We start from the raw sequence: 21,163 nt of genomic DNA on the forward strand, positions 1-21,163 counted from the left end.
CAAATCTACAATTTTATACCGAAAACAACTCTGTTTTCATGTTTTCCGTTAAAGTAAGAGCGAGCAAAATCTACACGTAAAAAACGCCATTTTCCAATACCAACATTATCTAAACCAATAGCAAATTCAGAATAAGGTTTATTACCCGCAGTAAATAATCCTTTTGCTCCAGTAACTAGATGAAAGTTGAGTTTGTTTAACAAAGGAACCTTGCTTAATAATGCTCCTTTAAAGTTATATTCTCCATGGAGCTCAGCGTATTTATCATTAGAGCTTAACTTATAATACGGTAGCATGTAAAAGTTGTCCAAATAGTTGTCTTTTGGAGCTATTAACAAGCGATTTCCGTTAAAATGAGCATAATCTATAAAAGGAATGTCTTTTTTCTCTAAAAACATACCTCCTTTCGCTTTGTATGCAAATTCACCCCAGTTGCCTAAATTTATTTGTTGATACAATTGAGAAAAAAACACATCAGAATTCCACTCAGAATTTCCTGATCCGAAGTTTTTTTGATAGCCAATGTATAGTGATGGGTACTTACGACTAGGAATGTTGTATTTTCCATCAGGATATGATAAATATTTTTGTCCAAAATTAATGTTCGCTCCTAAAGAAAAAATCCACATTTGATGAGGTGTAAAACCTGTTGAAAAATCGGCAGGGTTCTGCGGATTGTTGGAGGTATAATCTATATCATCTTGTGGAAACATTACATAATTAGTCGTGTTAAATAATGGTTTTCTATCTGCAAACTCCAAAGAAGAAAACATACGTATTCCATTTGTTACTTCTTGAGAAAAGGATGCTTTGGCAAATGCCTTTTCATATATTTTCAAATAGTTTCTTTCAAATCCAATAGAACTTATTGTGTTCCAAAACTTAGAAATAGGCTGTTTTGGGTTAAATTGTGGTGTGGCAATTCCTCCAGAAATTGTTAAAACAGGTCGTGTAGTATTGTTCCAACGATAGTTAAAGTTGGCTGTAGGACGCACTTTTTTCTCTGAAAAACCATAATTAATATCAGTCTCAATACTAAAACGTTTTCCTTTTTTGTTAAGTGATTTTCGGTAATTAACACCTAAAGAAGAGTTCCATCCTTGTACCGTATTAAAGTTAAGATTTTCAATAGGAGAAGAAGTGCTTATTGACCACTTGTTATAAGAGTCTTGATAAGTGTAACCAGAAAGAATATCCAACGGTTTAAACTTATTGTTTTTTATATCAATCGAATCTAAATATTTCTTCGATTTTCGAATAGTTTTTATGCTGTCTTTTAATTTGTAATCCGATATTTCTTCAGAAGTTAAAGTTACAGGGCGAATTTCATTCCAATATACTGAATCCTTTTCAGCAGCATTTTCAGCAAATGAAAGAACCTCGTTACCAAAAGAGTTTTTAGTAAAACTAGGATTAAAATTATAGTTAGAATAAGCAGCAGAAAAGCGTCCGTTAAAATGAAACCCAAATAACCCAGCTTTAAAATCTATGGTTTGTGTAACGGGCACCCAAGCTTTGTTTTTAGCAGAGAAATTATAGTTTTGTTTGATATGTAGAGAATCTACAATAGGCAAGCTTATTTGTGCGCCAGTAACAATAACATCCGCACCATAAATAGCCCAATCATCTTCAACTATATAGATGAATCCACTAAAAACCCGATCGTTTTTACGTTTTGGTAAAAGTTGAATTTTGTTAATTAGTGTTCCGTTTTTATCATAAAAAACACCTGTTAGTTTATAGTTGTAATAACCAAAAGCGCCATTTGCAATAGGAGAAATAACTTTAACATCAGCCAAATCAAAAGAATTTTCATAAAAGTTAAAGTTTACTTCTTCTGCTTGATTAAAACTAATACCGTTGTCTTGTCCGCTAACTTTTGAAGCTATAATATGTTCTTTAAAGTTTTTAGGTCTTTTTTGGAAAGCGATTTTCGACACAGTTTCAGAAAGGTATACCACACCACTTCGGGTAGAATCCAATCCACCGCCCATATCACCAATGTCTTGTCCTAAAAACTTCTTCGGTAAATCTTTTACCTTAAATAAACCACGAGAGTAAAAATCGGCAGTATACTCAGCAAACTTATCTGTGTTTTTAGCTTTATTAGCAATAGCGTTTCTAATAATTTTGTTAGCAGGGTTTTCTTCAGAAGAAACAACCACTTCATCTAAGGTGACCTCTTCTTCAGCCAAAACAACATTTAGTATAAAAGGAAAAGAGTTGATTTCAACCGTTTTTTTAATAGTTTTATAACCTAACATTTGAAATATTACAGTGTGCTGTCCTATTGAGTTAAAGGCTAACTCATAGTCGCCATTTGTATTGGTTGTGGTACCTGTAATAGTGTTTTCTAAATATACACTTACAAAAGAAATAGGTTGGTTTTTAGTATTGGTTACCTTTCCTGTAATTTGAGAAAAGGTTATTGAAGAGCATATTAAAAATAATAATGTAGTTATATTTTTCATAGTCAGTTAGTTGTTGGTAACAAACATAAAAGAAGAACTTTGTAAAGTGTATTTAAGAAGTGTTAAATAACTTACAAAGTTCTCTTAATATAATGTAAGACTACGAAAAATAAAAAATGTTACAAAAGACTATTTAACAGTGTCTTTTTGTTGTTTTTTCTTCTTTTTTCCGAATAAACCACCTAAAACATCCGTTACTTTTTTAACGGTTTCTTCCTTTTCGTTGGTTGTGCTAGTACTATCTTTCTTCTTATTTCCTAATAATCCACCTATAGCATTGTTAACCAGTTTGTCTTTTTGTTGCTGAACTAATTGCTGACTCAACTTAGTAACTGATGATGACAAATCTGTTTTTACAGAAGGATTAGTCATGTTTCCAGCAATACTTGCGGTAACAGGAACAGTAATGTTTTGTTGTTCTTTAGCGCTTAATTTAGAAAGTAGTCCTTGTGCTTCATTACCTAAATATTTTGCAGGAACATTCAACGTAACATTATAGTTCATTGTTTTATCAAAACCATGGCTACCACCAACAGTAATACCAATATCATTATATTTTAAATCAAATGGTTTTACCACCACTTTACCGTCTTTAAAAGACAGGTGTGTTTTAATATCAGATAAATCTAGTTTTGACAAATCCATAAAAGATAACTTATCATTTAATAAACTTAAAGCTTTCGTTTTTTGTGGATTGATACTAGTTGTTAATAATTCAGCAAGTGCTTTACCAGAAACAGAAGCTAAGTTAGGAGTAAAATCATCATTTAAACTCCCCGCTAAGTCAATGTCAGAATTTAATTTACCGTTCATAGCACCAGCAATAGGACTTATTGATTGTAATAACTCTAAACTAGTAAACGATTGAGCAATATCAAAAGATTTAATACCTAATTTCATATCGAAAGTAGGTTTCTTTTGTTGTGTGTTAACCTCTCCGTTTAAAGCAATTTGACCATTAAAAATACCAGCATTCATATTTTGTAATATGGCTTTTTCATCTTTTAAAAGAAGCGTACCTCTTACATTTTGTAGGGTTAAATTATCGTAATATACAGTTTTAGCGTTTGCAGAAACGGCACAGTCTAAAAATGCAGGAATCTTTAAAGATTCCGTTGGTGCATCTTTTTTAGAATCACTTTCTTTATTTTCAATAGCTTCAGGGTTTTCTTGCATGAAATCACTAACATAAAACTTGTTAGAATTTAACTTGAAGTTCCCTTGTAACTTTTTATCTGAAAGTAAAAACCCTAGTAAATTTTTAAGTGTTCCAGTAGCATTTAAATCACTTTTCCCAGTAGTAGCATCAAACTTAGTTAAGCTAACGGTACCTGGTGTAAAGTTGACAATTGTATTTTTAATATGAAGTGGATTAACAACATCTTCTGAAGAAAAAACAAAGTCACTTACCTCCATTTTTCCGTTATTTTTTATACGACTTAAAGTATTGTTTTCAATAGCTTTCATGTCAAATTCTGTGCGTAAATCGGCTTTTAAAATCCCACTTAACTCATTTTCTAAATCAATAGGATACGCTTTGTTTATGTTAGCTAGGTTTAAAACGCCTTTTAAACTAGCATTTATTTTAGGGTTGGTAGTTAGGTTATAAATATTTCCTTTTCCAGAAAAAGTATCTTGATCAACTTTAAAAGAAAGACCATTAATAGTAACGAACGTATTTTCGGTTTTACCAGTAGTGTTTTTTATTTGTGCGTCAATATTAATGTTTTGAACACTTTTAGGTAAGTCAGGATATTTAAATGAAGCGTTATTTGACTTCATAGAAATATCTAACTTAGGAATATGATTATCGTCAATAATTCCATTTACTTTTCCGTTTACGCTGAAATTACCTGTGGTACTTACACCGGCAATACTTTTAGTGTAGGCTTCAGGAATTAACCCTAAGAAGTTTTTAAAGTCAGACGAAGGAGTCTTAAAGTTAATGTCAACTTCTTGGTTTTTTTCGTTTATTTGAACAAAACCATCAAATACCAATGGAAGGTTATTTAACTTAGCTTCATTTTTTAAGAAAGAAAACTTCATGTTAGTTAAGTCCATTCCCAAAATAGCATCTAACTCTATTTTTTGATTCTTAGCATAAGAATTACCGTCCATTCCAAAAGAAACTAAAGTTGATGTTTGTGTGTCTAGTTCTGTATTAGACTGAGAGAAATCACCACTTCCACTATGATTTAATTCGGTTAGTTCAAGGTTTAATTTACCTTGCTCATCATTGTATTTTATTGTAGCATTGTTAATAGCGTATGAATTAATAGATAGCCCGAAAGTAGATGGTTCTTCATCTTTTGTGTCTTCTGTTTCAGAAGGTTTAGCAATATCATAATTGGCATTTCCTTTTTTATCAACTAATACATTTACTAAAGCATCATCGATAGTAAATGATTTGATGTTTAGCTGCTCGGATGAAGCCTTAAAAAGCTCTGTAAGTTTTAATGCTAAATTTACCTCTTTGGCATATACTAAAGTATCACCTTCAAAAGGAGCATTATTAATAACCGTTAGGTTAGATAATTGAACTGATGCATTTGGGAAATTTCTAAGTAAGCTTAAGCTAGAATCGCTAAAATCAACTTTGGCGTTTACGTTGTTGTTAATGGTAGTTTTTACCAAGTTCATCACTTTATCTTGAAATAGTAGGGGAATACTAACCAAAAGGATGAAGAAAAAAACTACAATACCTAATAATATCTTATATATCTTTTTCATTATGAATAAAGTTTGTCATGTAATACTAACGAACAAATTTCAACATTTATTTGTAAATAGAAAGTGAATAAAATTATAATTTTTCTTTTGGTAATTTTGCGCTGTTAAAAACACGTATTTTGAATAAGAAACAGCAATACTCAAATTTTATAAAAACACAAGCAAAACGTTTGGGTTTTTTAGGTTGTGGTATTGCAAAAGCTGACTTTTTAGAAGAAGAAGCACCTCGTTTAGAAAAATGGTTACAAAATGGGTATCATGGTGAAATGCATTATATGGAAAATCATTTTGATAAACGTTTAGACCCTCGTTTATTGGTTGATGGAGCAAAATCAGTAATTTCTTTGTCGTACAACTATTTTCCTTCGGAAGTTCAGCAAGAAGGAAGTTATAAGATTTCGAAATATGCTTACGGTCAAGATTATCATCATATTATAAAAGGAAAATTACGTGAATTGTTACAGTTAATAAATGATGAAATAGGAGAAGTCTCTGGTCGTTGTTTTGTAGACTCAGCACCTGTTTTGGAACGAGCATGGGCGCAAAAGTCAGGACTGGGTTGGAATGGAAAACATTCGTTGTTAATTCAAAAACAACAAGGGACGTTTTTCTTTTTAGCTGAATTAATTATCGATTTAGAATTAGAATATGATAAACCTTTTAAGACAGACCATTGTGGTAGCTGTACTCGTTGTATTGATGCGTGTCCAACACAAGCTATTTTACCTAACAATACGGTTGATGGTAGTAAATGTATTTCGTACTTAACAATTGAGTTAAAAGATGCAATTCCGTCAGAATTTAAAGGAGAAATGCAAGATTGGATGTTTGGTTGTGATGTGTGTCAAGATGTTTGTCCGTGGAATCGTTTTTCACAACCACATGAAGAAAGTCTATTTTCACCTCAAGAAAACTTGTTACAAATGAATAAACGTGACTGGCAAGAATTAACACAAGAAACCTTTAGTAAAGTGTTCAAAAAATCGGCAGTTAAGCGTACTAAGTTTTCAGGATTATTAAGAAATATTGATTTTATAAAACAATAAAACCGCTTTTAAAAGCGGTTTTATTTATGTTTTTTGAAAAATTATTTAGGGTTTGTTTCTCCGAAGAAGAACCAATTAAGTCCCTTTTTAATCATTCCGCTTTCTTTTGCAGGAGTTTCTTTCTTGTCAGCCTCTTTTGTGTCAGCACTTTCTCCTTCAAATAAGTTTACAACAAATTCATCATATGAAGAGTTAACTTCTTCTTGTAAATATGAATTAAAATATAATTCACTAGCCTTTTCACCTTTAATTTTTTCAATTTCTAATAACGTTTTGTATAAAGGCTCTATTTTTTTTACAACATTTTCAGGTAAAGATTTTCTTCTTCCTGTATACCCAGTGATTTTTCCGTTATCATCTTTTTCTACATCAAAATCAGTAATAACCCAGTAGTATCTACCTGTTCTTGTTAAGTTTTTAACAATAGCATGGAAGTTGTTTCCTTGTTTAAGGTTGTCCCATAATACTTTAAAAACTACTTTAGGCATATCAGGATGCCTAATCACGTTGTGAGGTTCTCCAATAAGTTCTATTTTATTGTATTCCGAAGCTTCTTCAAAAGTATCGTTCATGTATAAAATAGTTCCAGCAGGGTCTGTTTTACTAATAATTGTTTTAGACTTGTCCCATTTTACTTCCTCATCTATAACTTTGGAAGGTCTTAGAGCATTGTTTGTGTGCATTTTTTTTGTTTTAATAGTTATTCGGGGTGGTTTACTTAAAAATAATCAGCAAATATAAGGTTTTTGGAGCAGGAGGATGTTTTGATTTAGGTTTTAGTTAGGTTAAAAACTGTAAAAAAGAAGTAATTTTTATTTAATCTAAAATACTGGTTTTTAAGTGATTGTATTGTGTTGTTTTTTGCTTAAAAATAATAGGATAGTGTTATTTTTTAAAAGAAAGTATCATGTAGACCTTTATTTTAAAATAAAATAGGGTTGAAACAAGTGTTTCAACCCTATTTAAAAGTTCTTTAAGAGGATTATTTAGGGGAAATAATAAATTTTATGTTGGATTTGTTTCTCCAAAGAAGAACCAATTCAAACCTTTCTTTAAAGGATTTGTTTCGTTTTTAACTTTTTCAGCTTCTTCTTTAGAAAGTTCTTCGTTAAAAAGATCAACCACAAATTCATTATAAGTTTTACCAACTTCTTCTTTTAAGTAGGCATCAAAATACATTTCACTTGCTTTCTCACCTTTTAGTTTTTCAATATCTAAAAGTGTTTTATATATAGGCTCAATCTTTTTTACAACTCCATCTGGAACAGCTTTTCTTCTAGCTGTATATCCAACAATTTTACCATCCTCATCCTTATCAATAGTAAAATCGGTAATAACCCAGTAATATCTACCTGTTCTTGTTAGGTTTTTAACAATAGCATGGAAGTTTTCGCCTTTTTTAAGGGCATCCCACAATACTTTAAAAGCTATTTTAGGCATGTCTGGATGACGAATAATGTTATGAGGCTCACCAACTAACTCAATAGTACTATACTCACAGGTGTTAGAAAAAACATCGTTAGCATATAAAATAGTTCCATAAATATCAGTTTTACTTACAATAGTTTTTGTTTTGTCCCATTGTACTTCTTCGTCAATAATGTGTCTTTGTGTAGTTTCCATTTTTTATTTGGTTTAAGGTTAGAGCAAAATTCAGGAAATTTTTAAAGACGAAATATGACTTTTATCAGGTTACAAATTCTTTTTACTTCATAACAAAATGTATATTTGTAAGTTCAAACAAACAAGAACGAACCTATGAGAGATTCTAGAAAAAGGCATGAAGCACTACTTTATCATGCTAAGCCGAAGCCGGGAAAAATAGCAGTAGTACCTACCAAAAAATATGCAACTCAACACGATCTATCGTTAGCATATTCACCAGGAGTAGCAGAGCCTTGTTTAGAAATAGCTAAAGACAAAAACAACGTTTATAAATATACATCAAAAAGCAACTTAGTAGCTGTTATTTCAAATGGAACAGCGGTTTTAGGACTAGGAGATATTGGTCCTGAAGCATCTAAACCAGTAATGGAAGGTAAAGGACTGCTATTTAAAATTTTTGCGGATATTGATGTTTTTGATATTGAAGTAGATGCTACAGATGTAGATAAATTTGTGGAAACTGTTAAGGCTATAGCTCCAACTTTTGGAGGGATTAACTTAGAAGATATTAAAGCACCTGAAGCGTTTGAAATAGAGAGGAGATTAAAAGAGGAATTAGACATTCCTGTAATGCACGATGATCAACATGGTACAGCAATTATTTCTGCCGCAGCCTTAAAAAATGCATTAGAAATTAATGAAAAGGATATTAAGGATGTAAAGATTGTTGTTAATGGAGCAGGAGCTGCAGCAATTTCATGTACACGTTTATATCTAGCCTTAGGAGCGAGTCGAGAAAACGTAATTATGTGTGATAGTAAAGGTGTTATCAGAAAAGATAGAGATAACCTAACATCACAAAAAGCGGAATTTGCTACAGATCAAGATGTAAATACTTTAGAAGAAGCAATGTTAAATGCCGATGTGTTTATTGGTTTGTCAAAAGGAAATGTGGTATCTCCTGAGATGTTGTTGTCAATGGCGAAAAACCCTATTGTCTTTGCAATGGCTAATCCAGAACCAGAAATTGAATATGATTTAGCAATTGCGACAAGAGACGATATTATAATGGCAACCGGAAGGTCAGACCATCCTAACCAAGTGAATAATGTATTAGGTTTTCCTTTTATTTTCCGTGGAGCGTTAGATGTTCGTGCTAAGAAGATTAATGAAGAAATGAAAATGGCAGCGGTACATGCATTAGCAGATTTAGCGAAGCAATCTGTACCAGAGCAAGTAAATATTGTATACGATGAAGTAAGCCTTTCTTTTGGAAAAGAATATATTATTCCAAAACCGTTTGACCCAAGATTAATCTATGAAATTCCACCAGCAATTGCAAAAGCAGCGATGGATTCAGGTGTAGCTCAGGAACCAATTGATGACTGGGATAAGTACCGTGAAGAGTTGATGGATCGTTCAGGAACAGGAAGTAAAGAAGTACGATTACTACACAATAGAGCTAAAAAGAACCCTAAGAGGTTAGTGTTTGCTGAAGCAGATCATTTAGATGTATTAAAAGCAGCACAGAGAGTGTATGAAGAAAAAATTGGAAAACCGATTTTATTAGGAAGAAGAGAAATTATTTTAGAGTTGAAAACAGAGTTAGGATTTGATGCTGATGTACCGATTATTGATCCTAAAACTGATGAAGAGGAAGAAAGAAGAAACCGATATGCTGAAATATTTTGGAAATCAAGGCAGCGTAAAGGGGTTACCTTTTTAGAAGCTCAAAAATGGATGCGTGAACGTAATTATTTTGCGGCAATGATGGTTAATTCTGGTGAGGCAGATGCGTTAATTACAGGATATTCAAGACCATATCCTTCTGTAGTGAAGCCAATGTTAGAATTGATTGAAAAAGATCAAGGAGTAACAAGGGTTGCGGCAACAAACATGATGTTAACAAAGCAAGGACCTATGTTCTTAGCAGATACCACAATTAATATTAATCCAACGGCAAAAGATTTAGCTAAAATTACACAGTTAACATCTGTATTAGCTAAAATGTTTGGAATGAAACCAAATGTTGCAATGTTAGGGTTTTCAAATTTTGGATCATCAAAAGCCGAAAGTTCAACTAAGATTAGAGAAGCAGTTTCTTACATTCACCGCCATTATCCTAATGTTGTGGTAGATGGGGAGTTGCAAGCAGATTTTGCTTTGAATCCAGAATTATTAGCAAAAGAATTTCCATTCTCTAAATTAAATGGTAAAAGAGCAAATGTGTTAATTTTCCCTAATTTAGAGTCAGCCAACATAACTTATAAGTTAATGAAAGCTGTTGATGAAGTAGAAACTATAGGGCCTATTTTATTAGGAATGAGCAAGCCAGTACACATCTTGCAATTGGGGGCAAGTGTAGATGAAATGGTAAATATGGCTGCAGTAGCAGTTGTAGATGCTCAAAACAAGGAAATGAAAGCTAAAAACAAAGTTTCTCAATAGGTTAAGAGAAATTTTTTTAAAAGATAATTTTGTCTATTTTAGACAAATAGAAAAAATAGCTGGATGATAACACAAATAAGGGGAAAACTTGTGGAAAAAAATCCTACATACGCTGTTGTAGATTGCAATGGAGTAGGATACTTAATGCATATTTCTTTAAACACATATTCATCATTACCAAACGATGAATATGTGTTGTTGTATACACACTTATCTATTAGAGAAGATGCTCATACTTTATATGGGTTTTCAACAAAAATTGAACGAGAAGTTTTTAGGTTACTAACTTCGGTTTCAGGTGTAGGTCCAAGTACTGCACGAACAATGCTTTCTTCAATGACTTCACAAGAAGTCTCGCAAGCAATAGCTTCTGAAAATGTAAAACTGATTCAAACAGTTAAAGGTATTGGAGCTAAAACTGCACAACGAGTTATTGTTGATTTAAAAGATAAGGTATTAAAAACCTTTGACGTTGACGAAGTTTCTGTGGTACAGAACAATACAAATAAAGAAGAAGCGTTATCTGCTTTAGAGGTTCTTGGGTTTGCAAGAAAGCAAGCTGACAAGGTAATAGGGAATATATTAAAAGAAACACCTGATGCAAGTGTTGAAAAACTTATAAAACAGGCGTTAAAAAACTTATAAAAAAGGTTGGAAAAAGCAGTTATGAATAGATTACTTACGGTGCTTACTGTTTTAGTAAGTGTTGTTTCGTTTTCACAAAATACTCAAAAAGATAGCACTAACGCTGTTAAAAAAGATACTGTAACTCCCCTTAAATATAATTTTAAATACAATCAAAACGGAACACTTTACTTAAATAACCCTACTCAAAAAGTAGTTACTTATGACAAGGCGTTAAATAAATTTATGATTGTTGAAAAAATAGGAGACTACTATGTAGGTACACCTATTTTTATGACTCCTAAAGAGTATAATGAGTACCGTTTAAAAAATGATTTAAAAGATTACTTCAAAGAAAAAGTAGATGCTACCAATCCTAAAAAGAAAGGAAACGAAGCAGCACGTAAAAATTTATTACCTAAATACTATGTAAACTCTAAGTTTTTTGAATCCGTTTTTGGAGGTAACACTGTTGAGGTAAACCCAACAGGGCAGATTAATATTAAACTTGGAGGAGTATATCAAAATAATGAAAACCCTCAAATTTCTGTAGAGAATCAAAGCAGTTTTACATTTGATTTTGATCAACAAATTAGTGCAAGCTTACAGGCTAAAGTAGGTAAACGATTAACAGTAACAGCAAACTATGATACCCAATCAACTTTCGATTTTCAAAATATTATAAAGCTAGAATATACTCCTACTGAAGATGATATTATTAGAAATATAGAGGCGGGTAATATTAGTATGCCAATTAAAAACTCGCTTATTAATGGAGCACAATCGTTATTTGGGGTAAAAACAGAATTACAGTTCGGTAAAACATATGTAACTGCTGCTTTTTCGCAACAAAATTCACAATCAAAAACAGTAGTAGCAGAAGGGGGGGCAACAATTGAACCATTTGAATTAAGAGCTTCAGATTATGACAATGATCGACACTTCTTTTTATCACAATACTTTAGAGAAAATTATAAAGAGGCTTTAGAGAATTATCCATTAATTAATAGCCCTATAAATATAACAAGAGTTGAAGTTTGGGTAACTAATAGAAACCAAAATGTAAGCGATTATCGTAGTATTGTAGCTCTTGCCGATTTAGGAGAATCAGAAGATGCAAATGAGGTAAATCCAGCTGAAATAACAACAACACCAGGAGCCATATCTGTTAACTCTGAAATTATACCATATAATGGAGTGAATAACTTAAGTTCATTACTAGCTGCAAACTCAGGAGGAATTAGAGATGTAGCAACTATTGATGCTGCTATTAACGGTATAGGAGTACCAGCACAACAAGGATTTAACTACACATATTTGCAAAATGCTCGTAGATTACAACCCAACGAATTTAAATTGCACTCACAATTAGGTTTTATCTCTTTAAACAGAAGGTTAAACGATGGAGAAGTTTTAGCGGTAGCTTTTGAGTATACTGTAGTTGGAGCTTCTAATGGAGAAACAGTATTTAAAGTAGGAGAGTTTTCAAACGATGGAGTTGTAGCACCAGCAAATATTGCAGTTAAGTTATTAAGAAGTGAAATATTAAATACAACAAGGCCAGGAGATGATACAGAAGCTTTTCCAACTTGGAGGCTGATGATGAAAAACGTATACGCTTTAGGGGCTTTTCCATTACAGCGCGATGGATTTCGTTTTGAGTTATTGTATCGTGATGACGAAACTGGTACGTTACAAAATACTCTGCAAAAAGCACAAACGCCGGGGGTAACAGACAAGCCATTATTACGTATTTTAAACTTAGATAAATTAGACCAAAGTGAATATGCAGTTCCCAATGGAGATGGTTTCTTTGATTATGTTGAGGGAATTACAGTAAATTCTGAAAGAGGTTATATTCTATTTCCAGAGCCAGAGCCATTTGGTAATGATTTAAAAGATGAACTTACCAATCCAGCAGATCAAGATAAATATGTGTTTGAAGAGTTGTATTTAACTACAAAAATTCAAGCAAAAAATGAGTATCAGAATTTAGATAAATTCTTCTTAAAAGGGTATTTTAAGTCAGAAACTAGTAGAGGAATTTCTCTTGGAGCTTTTAATGTACCTAGAGGTTCGGTGAGAGTTACTGCTGGAGGAAGACAATTGGTTGAAGGAATAGATTATGTGGTAGATTATCAGTTAGGTCGTGTACAAATTTTAGACCCGGGCTTAGAAGCATCTGGAATACCAATTAATGCATCTGTAGAAAACAATACATTTTTTAATCAGCAAAGAAAAACATTTATAGGAATAGATGTTGAACACCGTTTTTCTGAAGATTTTATTTTAGGTGGAACTTTTTTAAATGTTAGTGAAAAACCAATTACGCCAAAAGTTAATTTAGGAGGAGAACCTATAGATAATATCATGTTAGGTTTAAACTTAGATTACTCTTCTGAAGTACCATATTTAACAAAACTAGCAAATAAATTACCTTTCGTTGAAACTGAAGCTCCGTCGAATGTTTCGGTTAGAGCAGATATGGCTTATTTATTACCAGGATCTCCTAGTGGAATTAATGTAGATGGTACTGCAACTTCGTATTTAGATGATTTTGAAGCTTCACAAATTCCCATCAATTTAAATTCACCACAACAATGGTTTTTGGCAAGTACACCAGAATCACAAGGGTTTGATGGAGGGACCTTTGGTTTAGAGTACAATTATAAAAGAGGAAAATTAGCTTGGTATAATATTGATCAACTATTTTATGGTAGTGGAAATAGACCAGATAATATTGATGAAAATGAACTGTCTAGAGACGAGGTACGTCAAATTCGCTATAATGAATTATTTCCGAATACAGATCTTGATATTACGCAGCAAAATTTAGTTAGAACCTTAGATTTAGCTTATTACCCAGCAGAAAGAGGTCCGTATAACTATAATGAGAATGCAAATATTGTTACAGCAGAGGAGCGTTGGGGAGGTATTATGCGATCGTTAACTACAAACAATTTTGAACAAGCAAATGTTGAGTATATCCAGTTTTGGTTAATGGATCCGTATGAAAATTACTCAATTACAACTGAAGAAGGTCTACCAGCTGGAATTAATCCAAATGATCCAACAAACCAAGTAGGTAAATTATTCATTAATTTAGGTAATGTTTCTGAAGATATATTAAAAGATGGTAGAAAGCAGTATGAAAACGGACTACCTGCTGATGGACAAAAGGCAGACGGAGGTAACATTCAAACATCTATTTGGGGAGATACACCTATAAACCCTTCTATTTTGTATGCTTTTGACTCTAGTAATGATGCAAGAACAAATCAAGATATTGGTTTAGATGGATTAAACGATGAGGAGGAAAGAGCAAAGTACCCTGCATTTGCAGGATTAGATGACCCTGCTGGAGATAACTTCCAGTTTTTCAGAGGTGGAGCTATTGAAAGTACCAACCCATCAGTTTTATCTAGATATAAAAACTTTAACGGAACTGAAGGTAACTCACCCACAGCAAGTCAATCAGGAGAATCTTATCCGACATCATCTACCACTTACCCAGATACAGAAGATATTAATAAGGATCAAACAATGAATCCTGTAAATAGTTACTTTGAGTATGAGGTTTCTTTAAATAAAACAGATTTAGTATTAGGACAAAATCATATTATTGATGTTAAAACACAAAATGTAACACTTTTAAACGGAGCAACAAGAAGCACTAAATGGTATCAATTTAGAATACCAGTTAGAAATGTTACTGATGCTCAGAAAATTAATGGAATTACAGATTTTAATAGTATCCGTTTTATACGAATGTTTTTAACACAATTCAAAATGCCAGTAGTATTACGTTTTGGAGAATTAGAATTGGTAAGAGGAGACTGGAGACGTTACACAAAAACATTACCAGATACAAGTATTCCTTCTGAGGATTTAGACGCAGATGAATTAAACAAGTTTGAGGTAGGTGTAGTAAGTATTGAGCAAAATCAAGATCGTTATAAGTTACCACCAGGAATTCAAAGAGAACGTTTACAAGGAACAAATAGAATTCAACGTCAAAATGAGCAATCAGTAACTTTAAAGGTAACTGACTTAGAAGCAGATGAAGTAAGGACGATTTATAAAAATATTAGTATTGATATGCGTAGGTATAAAAAACTACGTATGTTTTTACATGCTGAAAACCAAAATAGCGCAACAGGAGCTAATGATGATGAAATGGTTGCTATTATACGTTTAGGTACAGATTTAAACGATAACTATTACCAAGTAGAAAAGCCATTAAAAATATCTACATCAAATGCATCATCTTTAGATGTTTGGCCTAAAGAAAATAATTTAGATATTCCGTTAGAAGAATTAGCTAACTTAAAAATTGAAAGACCTACGGGCAGTAATCTTACTGATGTATATTCGTCAACAAGTTCTAATGGGTTAAAAATTTCTGTAAGAGGTAATCCAACATTAGCACAAGTAAGAACTGTAATGTTAGGGGTGAAAAATACTGTAGCCGATGACAAAACTGTTGAAGTTTGGTTTAATGAATTACGTGCTGTTGGTTTTGATAATAAAGGAGGATGGGCAGCTGTGGTAAATGCAGATGCTAATATGGCCGATGTGATGGATGTGTCTTTAGCAGGAAGAATGTCAACTATAGGTTTTGGTAATGTAGAAGACCGTGTACAACAAAGAAGTATTGAAGAAATAAAACAATATAGCGTAGCTACAAATATTCAGTTAGGTAAAATGATGCCTAAAAAATGGAACATGCAAGTGCCGATGAATTACAGCTATGGAGAAGAATTTAGAGATCCAAAATACGATCCACAATTCCAAGACGTAGAATTAGAAGACGCAATTGATAAAAACCCAAATAGTAAAAATGCTCAAGATTATACAAGAAGAAAAAGCATTAGTTTTATCAATGTAAAAAAGAATAGAAATCCAGAAAGTAAGAAGAAACCTAAGTTTTATGATGTAGAGAATTTCTCTGCTTCTTATGCACATAGTGAAGAGTTTCATAAAGATTATAATATTGAAAGTTATGTAAATAAAAATGTAATGGCTGGTGCTAGTTATAATTTTACATTCGTTCCTTTTAATATAGAACCATTTAAAAAATCAGAAGGATTTAAAAGTAGATACTTACAATTTATAAGAGATCTAAACTTTAATCCAGTACCAAAAACAATAGCATTAAACTCAAGAATTAACAGAAACTATAATAGTCAGCAATCTAGAAATCTAATTATTGACCCTGTAAACCCTTTACCTGCACAGCCTGAGTTAATTCAACGAAGATTTTTATTTAATTGGGATTATACAATTGGTTTTGATTTAACCAAATCGCTACAATTAAACTTTAATGCAACAAACAATTATATATATGATAGTTTTGGTGAAGATGAACAATTAGAAGTTTACGATCAATTTTTCAGTATAGGAAGACCCGATAATTATCATCAGAAGTTAAACGCAACTTATAAGCTACCATTAGATAAGTTCCCGTTCTTGAATTTTATCAATGCAGATTATGGTTATACCGCTGATTTTGATTGGAAGGCTGGATCGCAAAGTTATATTGAGCAAGTTGGAAACATGATTCAAAATGCCAACACACACAACTTAAATACAAATATAGATTTTGGTCGTTTTTATAAAATTATAGGTGTAGATAAACTTTTGTTAAAGGGAACTAAAAAACAACCTACTCAAAAAGGAACAGCTACATTAGGAGGAAGTCAAGTAGCCCAAAAAGCAAAACTTAAAAAGAAAGCTACTTTTGGACAGAAATTAGGAAAGGGAGTATATGATGTGTTAACTTCTGTAAAAAGAGCAAAGATTAGTTATTCTCAAAACAACGGAACGTTATTACAAGGATATAAACCTTCAGTTGGGTTCTTAGGAAGAAATGGCTTTGACGGAGGTTTAGCACCAACATTAGGATTTGTATTTGGTAGTCAAACAGATATTTTAAATACGGCTATAGAGAATGGATGGTTGATTACTAGAAATGCTGGAGATGAATATTATAGTAAGAATTACTCAAAAACGAGATATAAAAAGCTAGACTATAATGTATCTGTAAAACCATTTAGAGATTTAACTATTGATTTACGCGGGAATAGAATTCAGACTAGTAATTTAACGCAACAGTTAGATGTAGTTTCAAATGGTAGCGGAGGTTTTGAACAAGACCCAAATATTAAACCTTTTGAAACTGGTAATTATAGTATTAGTCATTTTATGTTAGGAACTATTTTTACCGATAATGAAGCGTTGTATCAAAATTTCTTAGATTATAGAAGGACAATTTCAGATAGAATAGCTACCGAAAGAGGAATAGCAGCAAACGATTCTGATCGAAACAATAATAATCCTGGGTTTAAGGAAAATGGACAACAAGCAATGTTACCAGCATTTATTGCAGCATATTCAGGAAATAGTCCAAATTCAGTAAGTACAGGAATCTTTAAAAACATACCAATTCCTAACTGGACACTACGTTATAATGGATTTATGAAGTATAAGTGGTTTAAGAAAAACTTTACTTCGTTTACCTTATCGCATGGCTATAAGTCTTCGTATACAATAGGTAATTATACCAATAATTTACAGTACGATTCAAATACACCAACAAATACAAATACTTCTGGTAATTATCAATCAGAACTCTTAATTTCGTCGGCAACTTTAATTGATGAGTTTTCACCATTAATAAAAGTTGATTTTAGAATGAAAAATTCAGTTTCATTCAAAGGAGAGATAAGAAGAGACAGATCTTTAACATTAAATTTTAACAACAATACTTTAACAGATATTAAAGGAACAGAATATGTTTTAGGATTTGGATATAAGATTAGAGATGTTAAATTTGTCACCAGATTTACAGGAAAGAAAGAAACCTTAAAAGGAGATATAAATTTAAGAGCTGATATTTCGTTAAGAGACAATTTAACGTTGATAAGAAGTGTAGATGAAGAGAATAGTCAGATTACTGGAGGCGAGAAATTATTTGGATTAAAATTTATTGCCGACTATAATTTAAGTAGCAATTTAACAGCATCTTTTTATTATAATCACCAAACGTTTGAATACGCAGTTTCTACAACTTTCCCAAGACAATCTATTAATGCAGGAATTAATTTAGTATACAACTTAGGAAATTAAAACAAACACAATAAAAAATCATTACAATGAACATTCCATCAGAATTAAAGTACACCAAAGACCACGAATGGGTTAAAGTAGAAAACGGTGTAGCAACTATTGGTATTACTGATTTTGCACAAGGAGAGTTAGGAGATATCGTATACGTTGATGTTGATACATTAGATGAGGAATTAGATGCTGAAGAAGTTTTCGGTTCTGTAGAAGCAGTAAAAACAGTTTCAGACCTTTTTATGCCTTTATCAGGAGAAGTAGTAGAGTTTAATGAAGCGTTAGAAGATGAGCCAGAATTAGTAAATTCAGATCCTTATGGAAATGGATGGATGATAAAGGTAAAATTATCAGACGATTCACAAGTAGCAGACTTATTAAGTGCTGAAGCATATCAAGAACTTATTAAAGGATAAACTAATAATTATAATAGCAATACTAATAACCATAAGTATTGCTATTATTAGTTTAATCAAACTAGGAAAGGCTCCTATACAAATTAACCATATAGATAAGTTAGAACATGCTTTCGCTTATTTTGTGTTAAGTTTAGTATGGTTGCTAGCTTCAAGAACAACAAAAATTAATAAATATATAATTGTTTTTTGTTGTTTTTTTTACGGCATAATTATTGAGGTTTTACAAGGTACAACCACGTCATATAGATCAGGAGAGATTTTAGATATAGTGGCAAATACGACTGGTATTTTAATAGCTTTCATAGTTTACAACTCTTTTTTTAAGAAAAATAAAGCTATTTAAAGATTAAGCTTGTAAAAGTTGAAATAAATTAATTAAATTAGCGAACTATTAAAAACATTTAGGATGGAAATCAAGAAAAATCCAAAATCAAACTTAGAGAACTATAGTAAACTATTTATGCAAATAGGTTTGGTTTTAGCTTTATTTGTAACGTATGTTGCTATTGAGAATAAGACATATGATAAAGAGTATGGAGAGTTAGGTATGGCTAACATGGCTTCTGATATTGAAGAGGAAACTATCGAGCTTCAAATTGAGCCACCAAAACCAAAACCAAATACACCTCCACCACCAGCTCCTGAAAAAATTGAAGTAGTAGAAGACGAGGAAGAGATTGAAGAAACTATTATTGAATCAACTGAAACTGATGAATCTGAAGCTGTAGAGGTAGAAGATATTCAAGAAGTAGAAGAAGTAGAAGAGGTAGTAGAAGATGTACCATTTGCTATTATTGAGGAAGTTCCTGTATTTCCAGGTTGTAGTGGAACAAAGGCTCAAAAGAAAGCATGTTTAAACAAAAAGTTACAAAAGCATATTCAACGTAACTTTAATGCAGAGCTTGCTAATGAGTTAGGTTTATCTCCAGGAAAGAAAAGAATCTATGTTCAATTTAAGATTGATAAAGATGGTTCTATCACAAACGTAATGGCTAGAGCTCCGCATCCAAGATTAAAGAAGGAAGCAGAAAGAGTTGCTAGAAAGATACCAAAAATGAAACCTGGTAGACAAAGAGGTAGAGCAGTAAGAGTAGGTTATACTTTACCAATTACATTTAATGTAGAGTAGTAATAACTTTAATAAAATATAAAAAAAGGCAATCCATATGGATTGCCTTTTTTATTGGCATGTTTCTTGTTTTTAACATAGTATTAACATAAAAATTTAATACTATGAAAACACCTAAGAAACATGCTAAAAAGCAATTAGAAAAATTCTCAACTATTTTTACACAGTTAGGTTTGGTGCTAACTTTGTTTGTAGTTTTTCTTGTTTTAGAACACGAAACACCTAAAGATGTAGCAATAGTTGAACCTACGAATGCAAAAGTTTATGAGAAAGTTTATACTTTTGACACTCCCGTTATTGTAAAAAGAGAAGTAAAAGAAATAGAAAAGCCAAAGCAAGAGCGCGTAATTAAAGAAGTATTTAAACCAGAAGTGGTAGATAATAATACGGAAAACACCACTGTAATAGATTTACCTGTAGATAATGGTTCTATAGATGTTGCAACACTAAGTCAGGTAAAAGAAGAAGAGGTAGTTGATAAAGACGATGATCCAGTTTCAATTAACAATGTTCAAAATACACCTGTTTTTAAAGGATGTGAAGGACTATCAGAAGAAGAAAACATAAAATGTTTTGAAAGAAAAATACAACAGCATATACAACGTAATTTTAATTCTGAATTAGCACAAGAAGTAGGATTAAACTCAGGAAAGTATAAAATAATAACTCAATTTATTATTGATAAAAAAGGAGATGTAGTTGATGTTAAAATTAGAGCTCCACATTACAAATTAAAAAATGAAACTGATAGGGTTGTAAATAAAATACCAAAATTTATTCCAGGTAAACAGAATAATAAAGAAGTAAAAGTAAAATATACTTTGCCTATTACTTTTAGGGTAGAATAAAAATTAAAAACTCAACCAACTGGTTGAGTTTTTTTTATTTTTGTTATATATGGATACAGACAAAACTTTTTTTGCACACGAAACAGCAGTTATAGATGACGGTTGTAAAATTGGAAATGGAACAAAAATATGGCACTTTAGCCATATTATGCCTAATTGTATTATTGGAAACAACTGTAATATTGGACAAAATGTTGTGGTGTCACCAAAAGTTGTTTTAGGAAATAATGTTAAGGTTCAAAATAATGTTTCCATATATACAGGAGTAACATGCGAAGACGATGTTTTTTTAGGGCCCTCTATGGTTTTTACAAATGTAATTAATCCACGTAGTGCAATAAAAAGACAAGATCAGTATTTAGAAACAATTGTTAAAAAAGGCGCAAGTATAGGAGCAAATGCAACAATTGTGTGCGGTAATAATATTGGAGAGTATGCTTTTATAGGGGCAGGAGCTGTGGTAACTAAAGAAGTGCAACCCTACGCTTTAGTTGTAGGAAATCCATCGAAACAAATAGGATGGATTAGCGAATACGGACATCGTTTAACTTTTGATAAAGATGGTTTGGCTATATGTCCAGAAAGTGGAGAAAAATACATGTTGGAAGACAATGAGTTAAGAAAACTTTAAGGTAAAGTTTTAAAAAAGTAAAAAAAATAAAAAAAACATTTGTGAAAAGAAAAATCTTATTTATATTTGAACAGTGGTTTTAAAACCACTTTC

At 31.9% G+C, this 21,163-nt stretch carries 13 protein-coding genes; 9 read left to right on the plus strand and 4 right to left on the minus strand.

From position 1 onward, the window contains the following. Positions 1-5: 5 nt before the first annotated feature. Both LCI24_RS02485 and LCI24_RS02490 read right to left on the minus strand, forming a co-directional pair. Entirely contained in the window at positions 6-2,471 is a 2,466-nt protein-coding gene (locus tag LCI24_RS02485) for a DUF5686 family protein (RefSeq protein WP_274639004.1), read from the minus strand. Between the two features lie 129 nt (positions 2,472-2,600). Beyond that, the gene (locus LCI24_RS02490) at positions 2,601-5,201 is read right to left on the minus strand and encodes an AsmA family protein (protein ID WP_274639005.1); all 2,601 of its coding nucleotides are present in this window, start codon (positions 5,199-5,201) and stop codon (positions 2,601-2,603) included. Positions 5,202-5,320: 119 nt separating this feature from the next. Here LCI24_RS02490 and queG point away from each other — a divergent pair, with 119 nt between their 5' ends. Next, positions 5,321-6,247 (plus strand): tRNA epoxyqueuosine(34) reductase QueG, encoded by a 927-nt coding sequence (gene queG / locus LCI24_RS02495; RefSeq protein ID WP_274639006.1) that lies wholly within the window; start codon positions 5,321-5,323, stop codon positions 6,245-6,247. A 41-nt stretch (positions 6,248-6,288) separates the two neighbouring features. Here the strand turns inward: queG and LCI24_RS02500 are convergent, their stop codons facing one another. Beyond that, positions 6,289-6,930: a PAS domain-containing protein gene (locus tag LCI24_RS02500; protein ID WP_274639007.1), complete on the minus strand. Its 642-nt coding sequence runs from the start codon at positions 6,928-6,930 to the stop codon at positions 6,289-6,291. Between the two features lie 322 nt (positions 6,931-7,252). Further along, entirely contained in the window at positions 7,253-7,870 is a 618-nt protein-coding gene (locus LCI24_RS02505; protein ID WP_274639008.1) for a PAS domain-containing protein, read from the minus strand. Positions 7,871-8,005: 135 nt separating this feature from the next. Here LCI24_RS02505 and LCI24_RS02510 point away from each other — a divergent pair, with 135 nt between their 5' ends. The 8 genes from LCI24_RS02510 to LCI24_RS02545 all read left to right on the plus strand — a co-directional run bounded on the left by LCI24_RS02510 (position 8,006) and on the right by LCI24_RS02545 (position 21,070). After that, entirely contained in the window at positions 8,006-10,300 is a 2,295-nt protein-coding gene (locus tag LCI24_RS02510) for an NADP-dependent malic enzyme (protein ID WP_274639009.1), read from the plus strand. Positions 10,301-10,363: 63 nt separating this feature from the next. After that, the gene (ruvA, locus tag LCI24_RS02515) at positions 10,364-10,945 is read left to right on the plus strand and encodes a Holliday junction branch migration protein RuvA (protein WP_274639010.1); all 582 of its coding nucleotides are present in this window, start codon (positions 10,364-10,366) and stop codon (positions 10,943-10,945) included. A 21-nt stretch (positions 10,946-10,966) separates the two neighbouring features. Beyond that, positions 10,967-18,052: a T9SS outer membrane translocon Sov/SprA gene (gene sov / locus LCI24_RS02520; protein WP_274639011.1), complete on the plus strand. Its 7,086-nt coding sequence runs from the start codon at positions 10,967-10,969 to the stop codon at positions 18,050-18,052. Positions 18,053-18,078: 26 nt separating this feature from the next. Continuing rightward, positions 18,079-18,459, plus strand: a complete 381-nt coding sequence (gcvH, locus tag LCI24_RS02525; RefSeq protein WP_047787900.1) for a glycine cleavage system protein GcvH — start codon at positions 18,079-18,081, stop codon at positions 18,457-18,459. Further along, positions 18,425-18,805 carry a VanZ family protein gene (locus LCI24_RS02530; RefSeq protein ID WP_274639012.1) on the plus strand — a complete coding sequence of 127 codons (381 nt, stop codon included), beginning with the start codon at positions 18,425-18,427 and terminating at the stop codon, positions 18,803-18,805. The genes gcvH and LCI24_RS02530 overlap by 35 nt, the downstream gene beginning before the upstream one ends. A 63-nt stretch (positions 18,806-18,868) precedes the next feature. After that, positions 18,869-19,591 carry an energy transducer TonB gene (locus LCI24_RS02535; protein ID WP_274639013.1) on the plus strand — a complete coding sequence of 241 codons (723 nt, stop codon included), beginning with the start codon at positions 18,869-18,871 and terminating at the stop codon, positions 19,589-19,591. Between the two features lie 104 nt (positions 19,592-19,695). Further along, the gene (locus tag LCI24_RS02540; protein WP_274639014.1) at positions 19,696-20,439 is read left to right on the plus strand and encodes an energy transducer TonB; all 744 of its coding nucleotides are present in this window, start codon (positions 19,696-19,698) and stop codon (positions 20,437-20,439) included. Between the two features lie 49 nt (positions 20,440-20,488). Next, positions 20,489-21,070 (plus strand): acyltransferase, encoded by a 582-nt coding sequence (locus tag LCI24_RS02545; protein ID WP_274639015.1) that lies wholly within the window; start codon positions 20,489-20,491, stop codon positions 21,068-21,070. Positions 21,071-21,163 lie beyond the last annotated feature (93 nt).

This window comes from Tenacibaculum larymnensis (assembly GCF_028829235.1).
Classification (GTDB): Bacteria; Bacteroidota; Bacteroidia; order Flavobacteriales; family Flavobacteriaceae; genus Polaribacter; species Polaribacter larymnensis.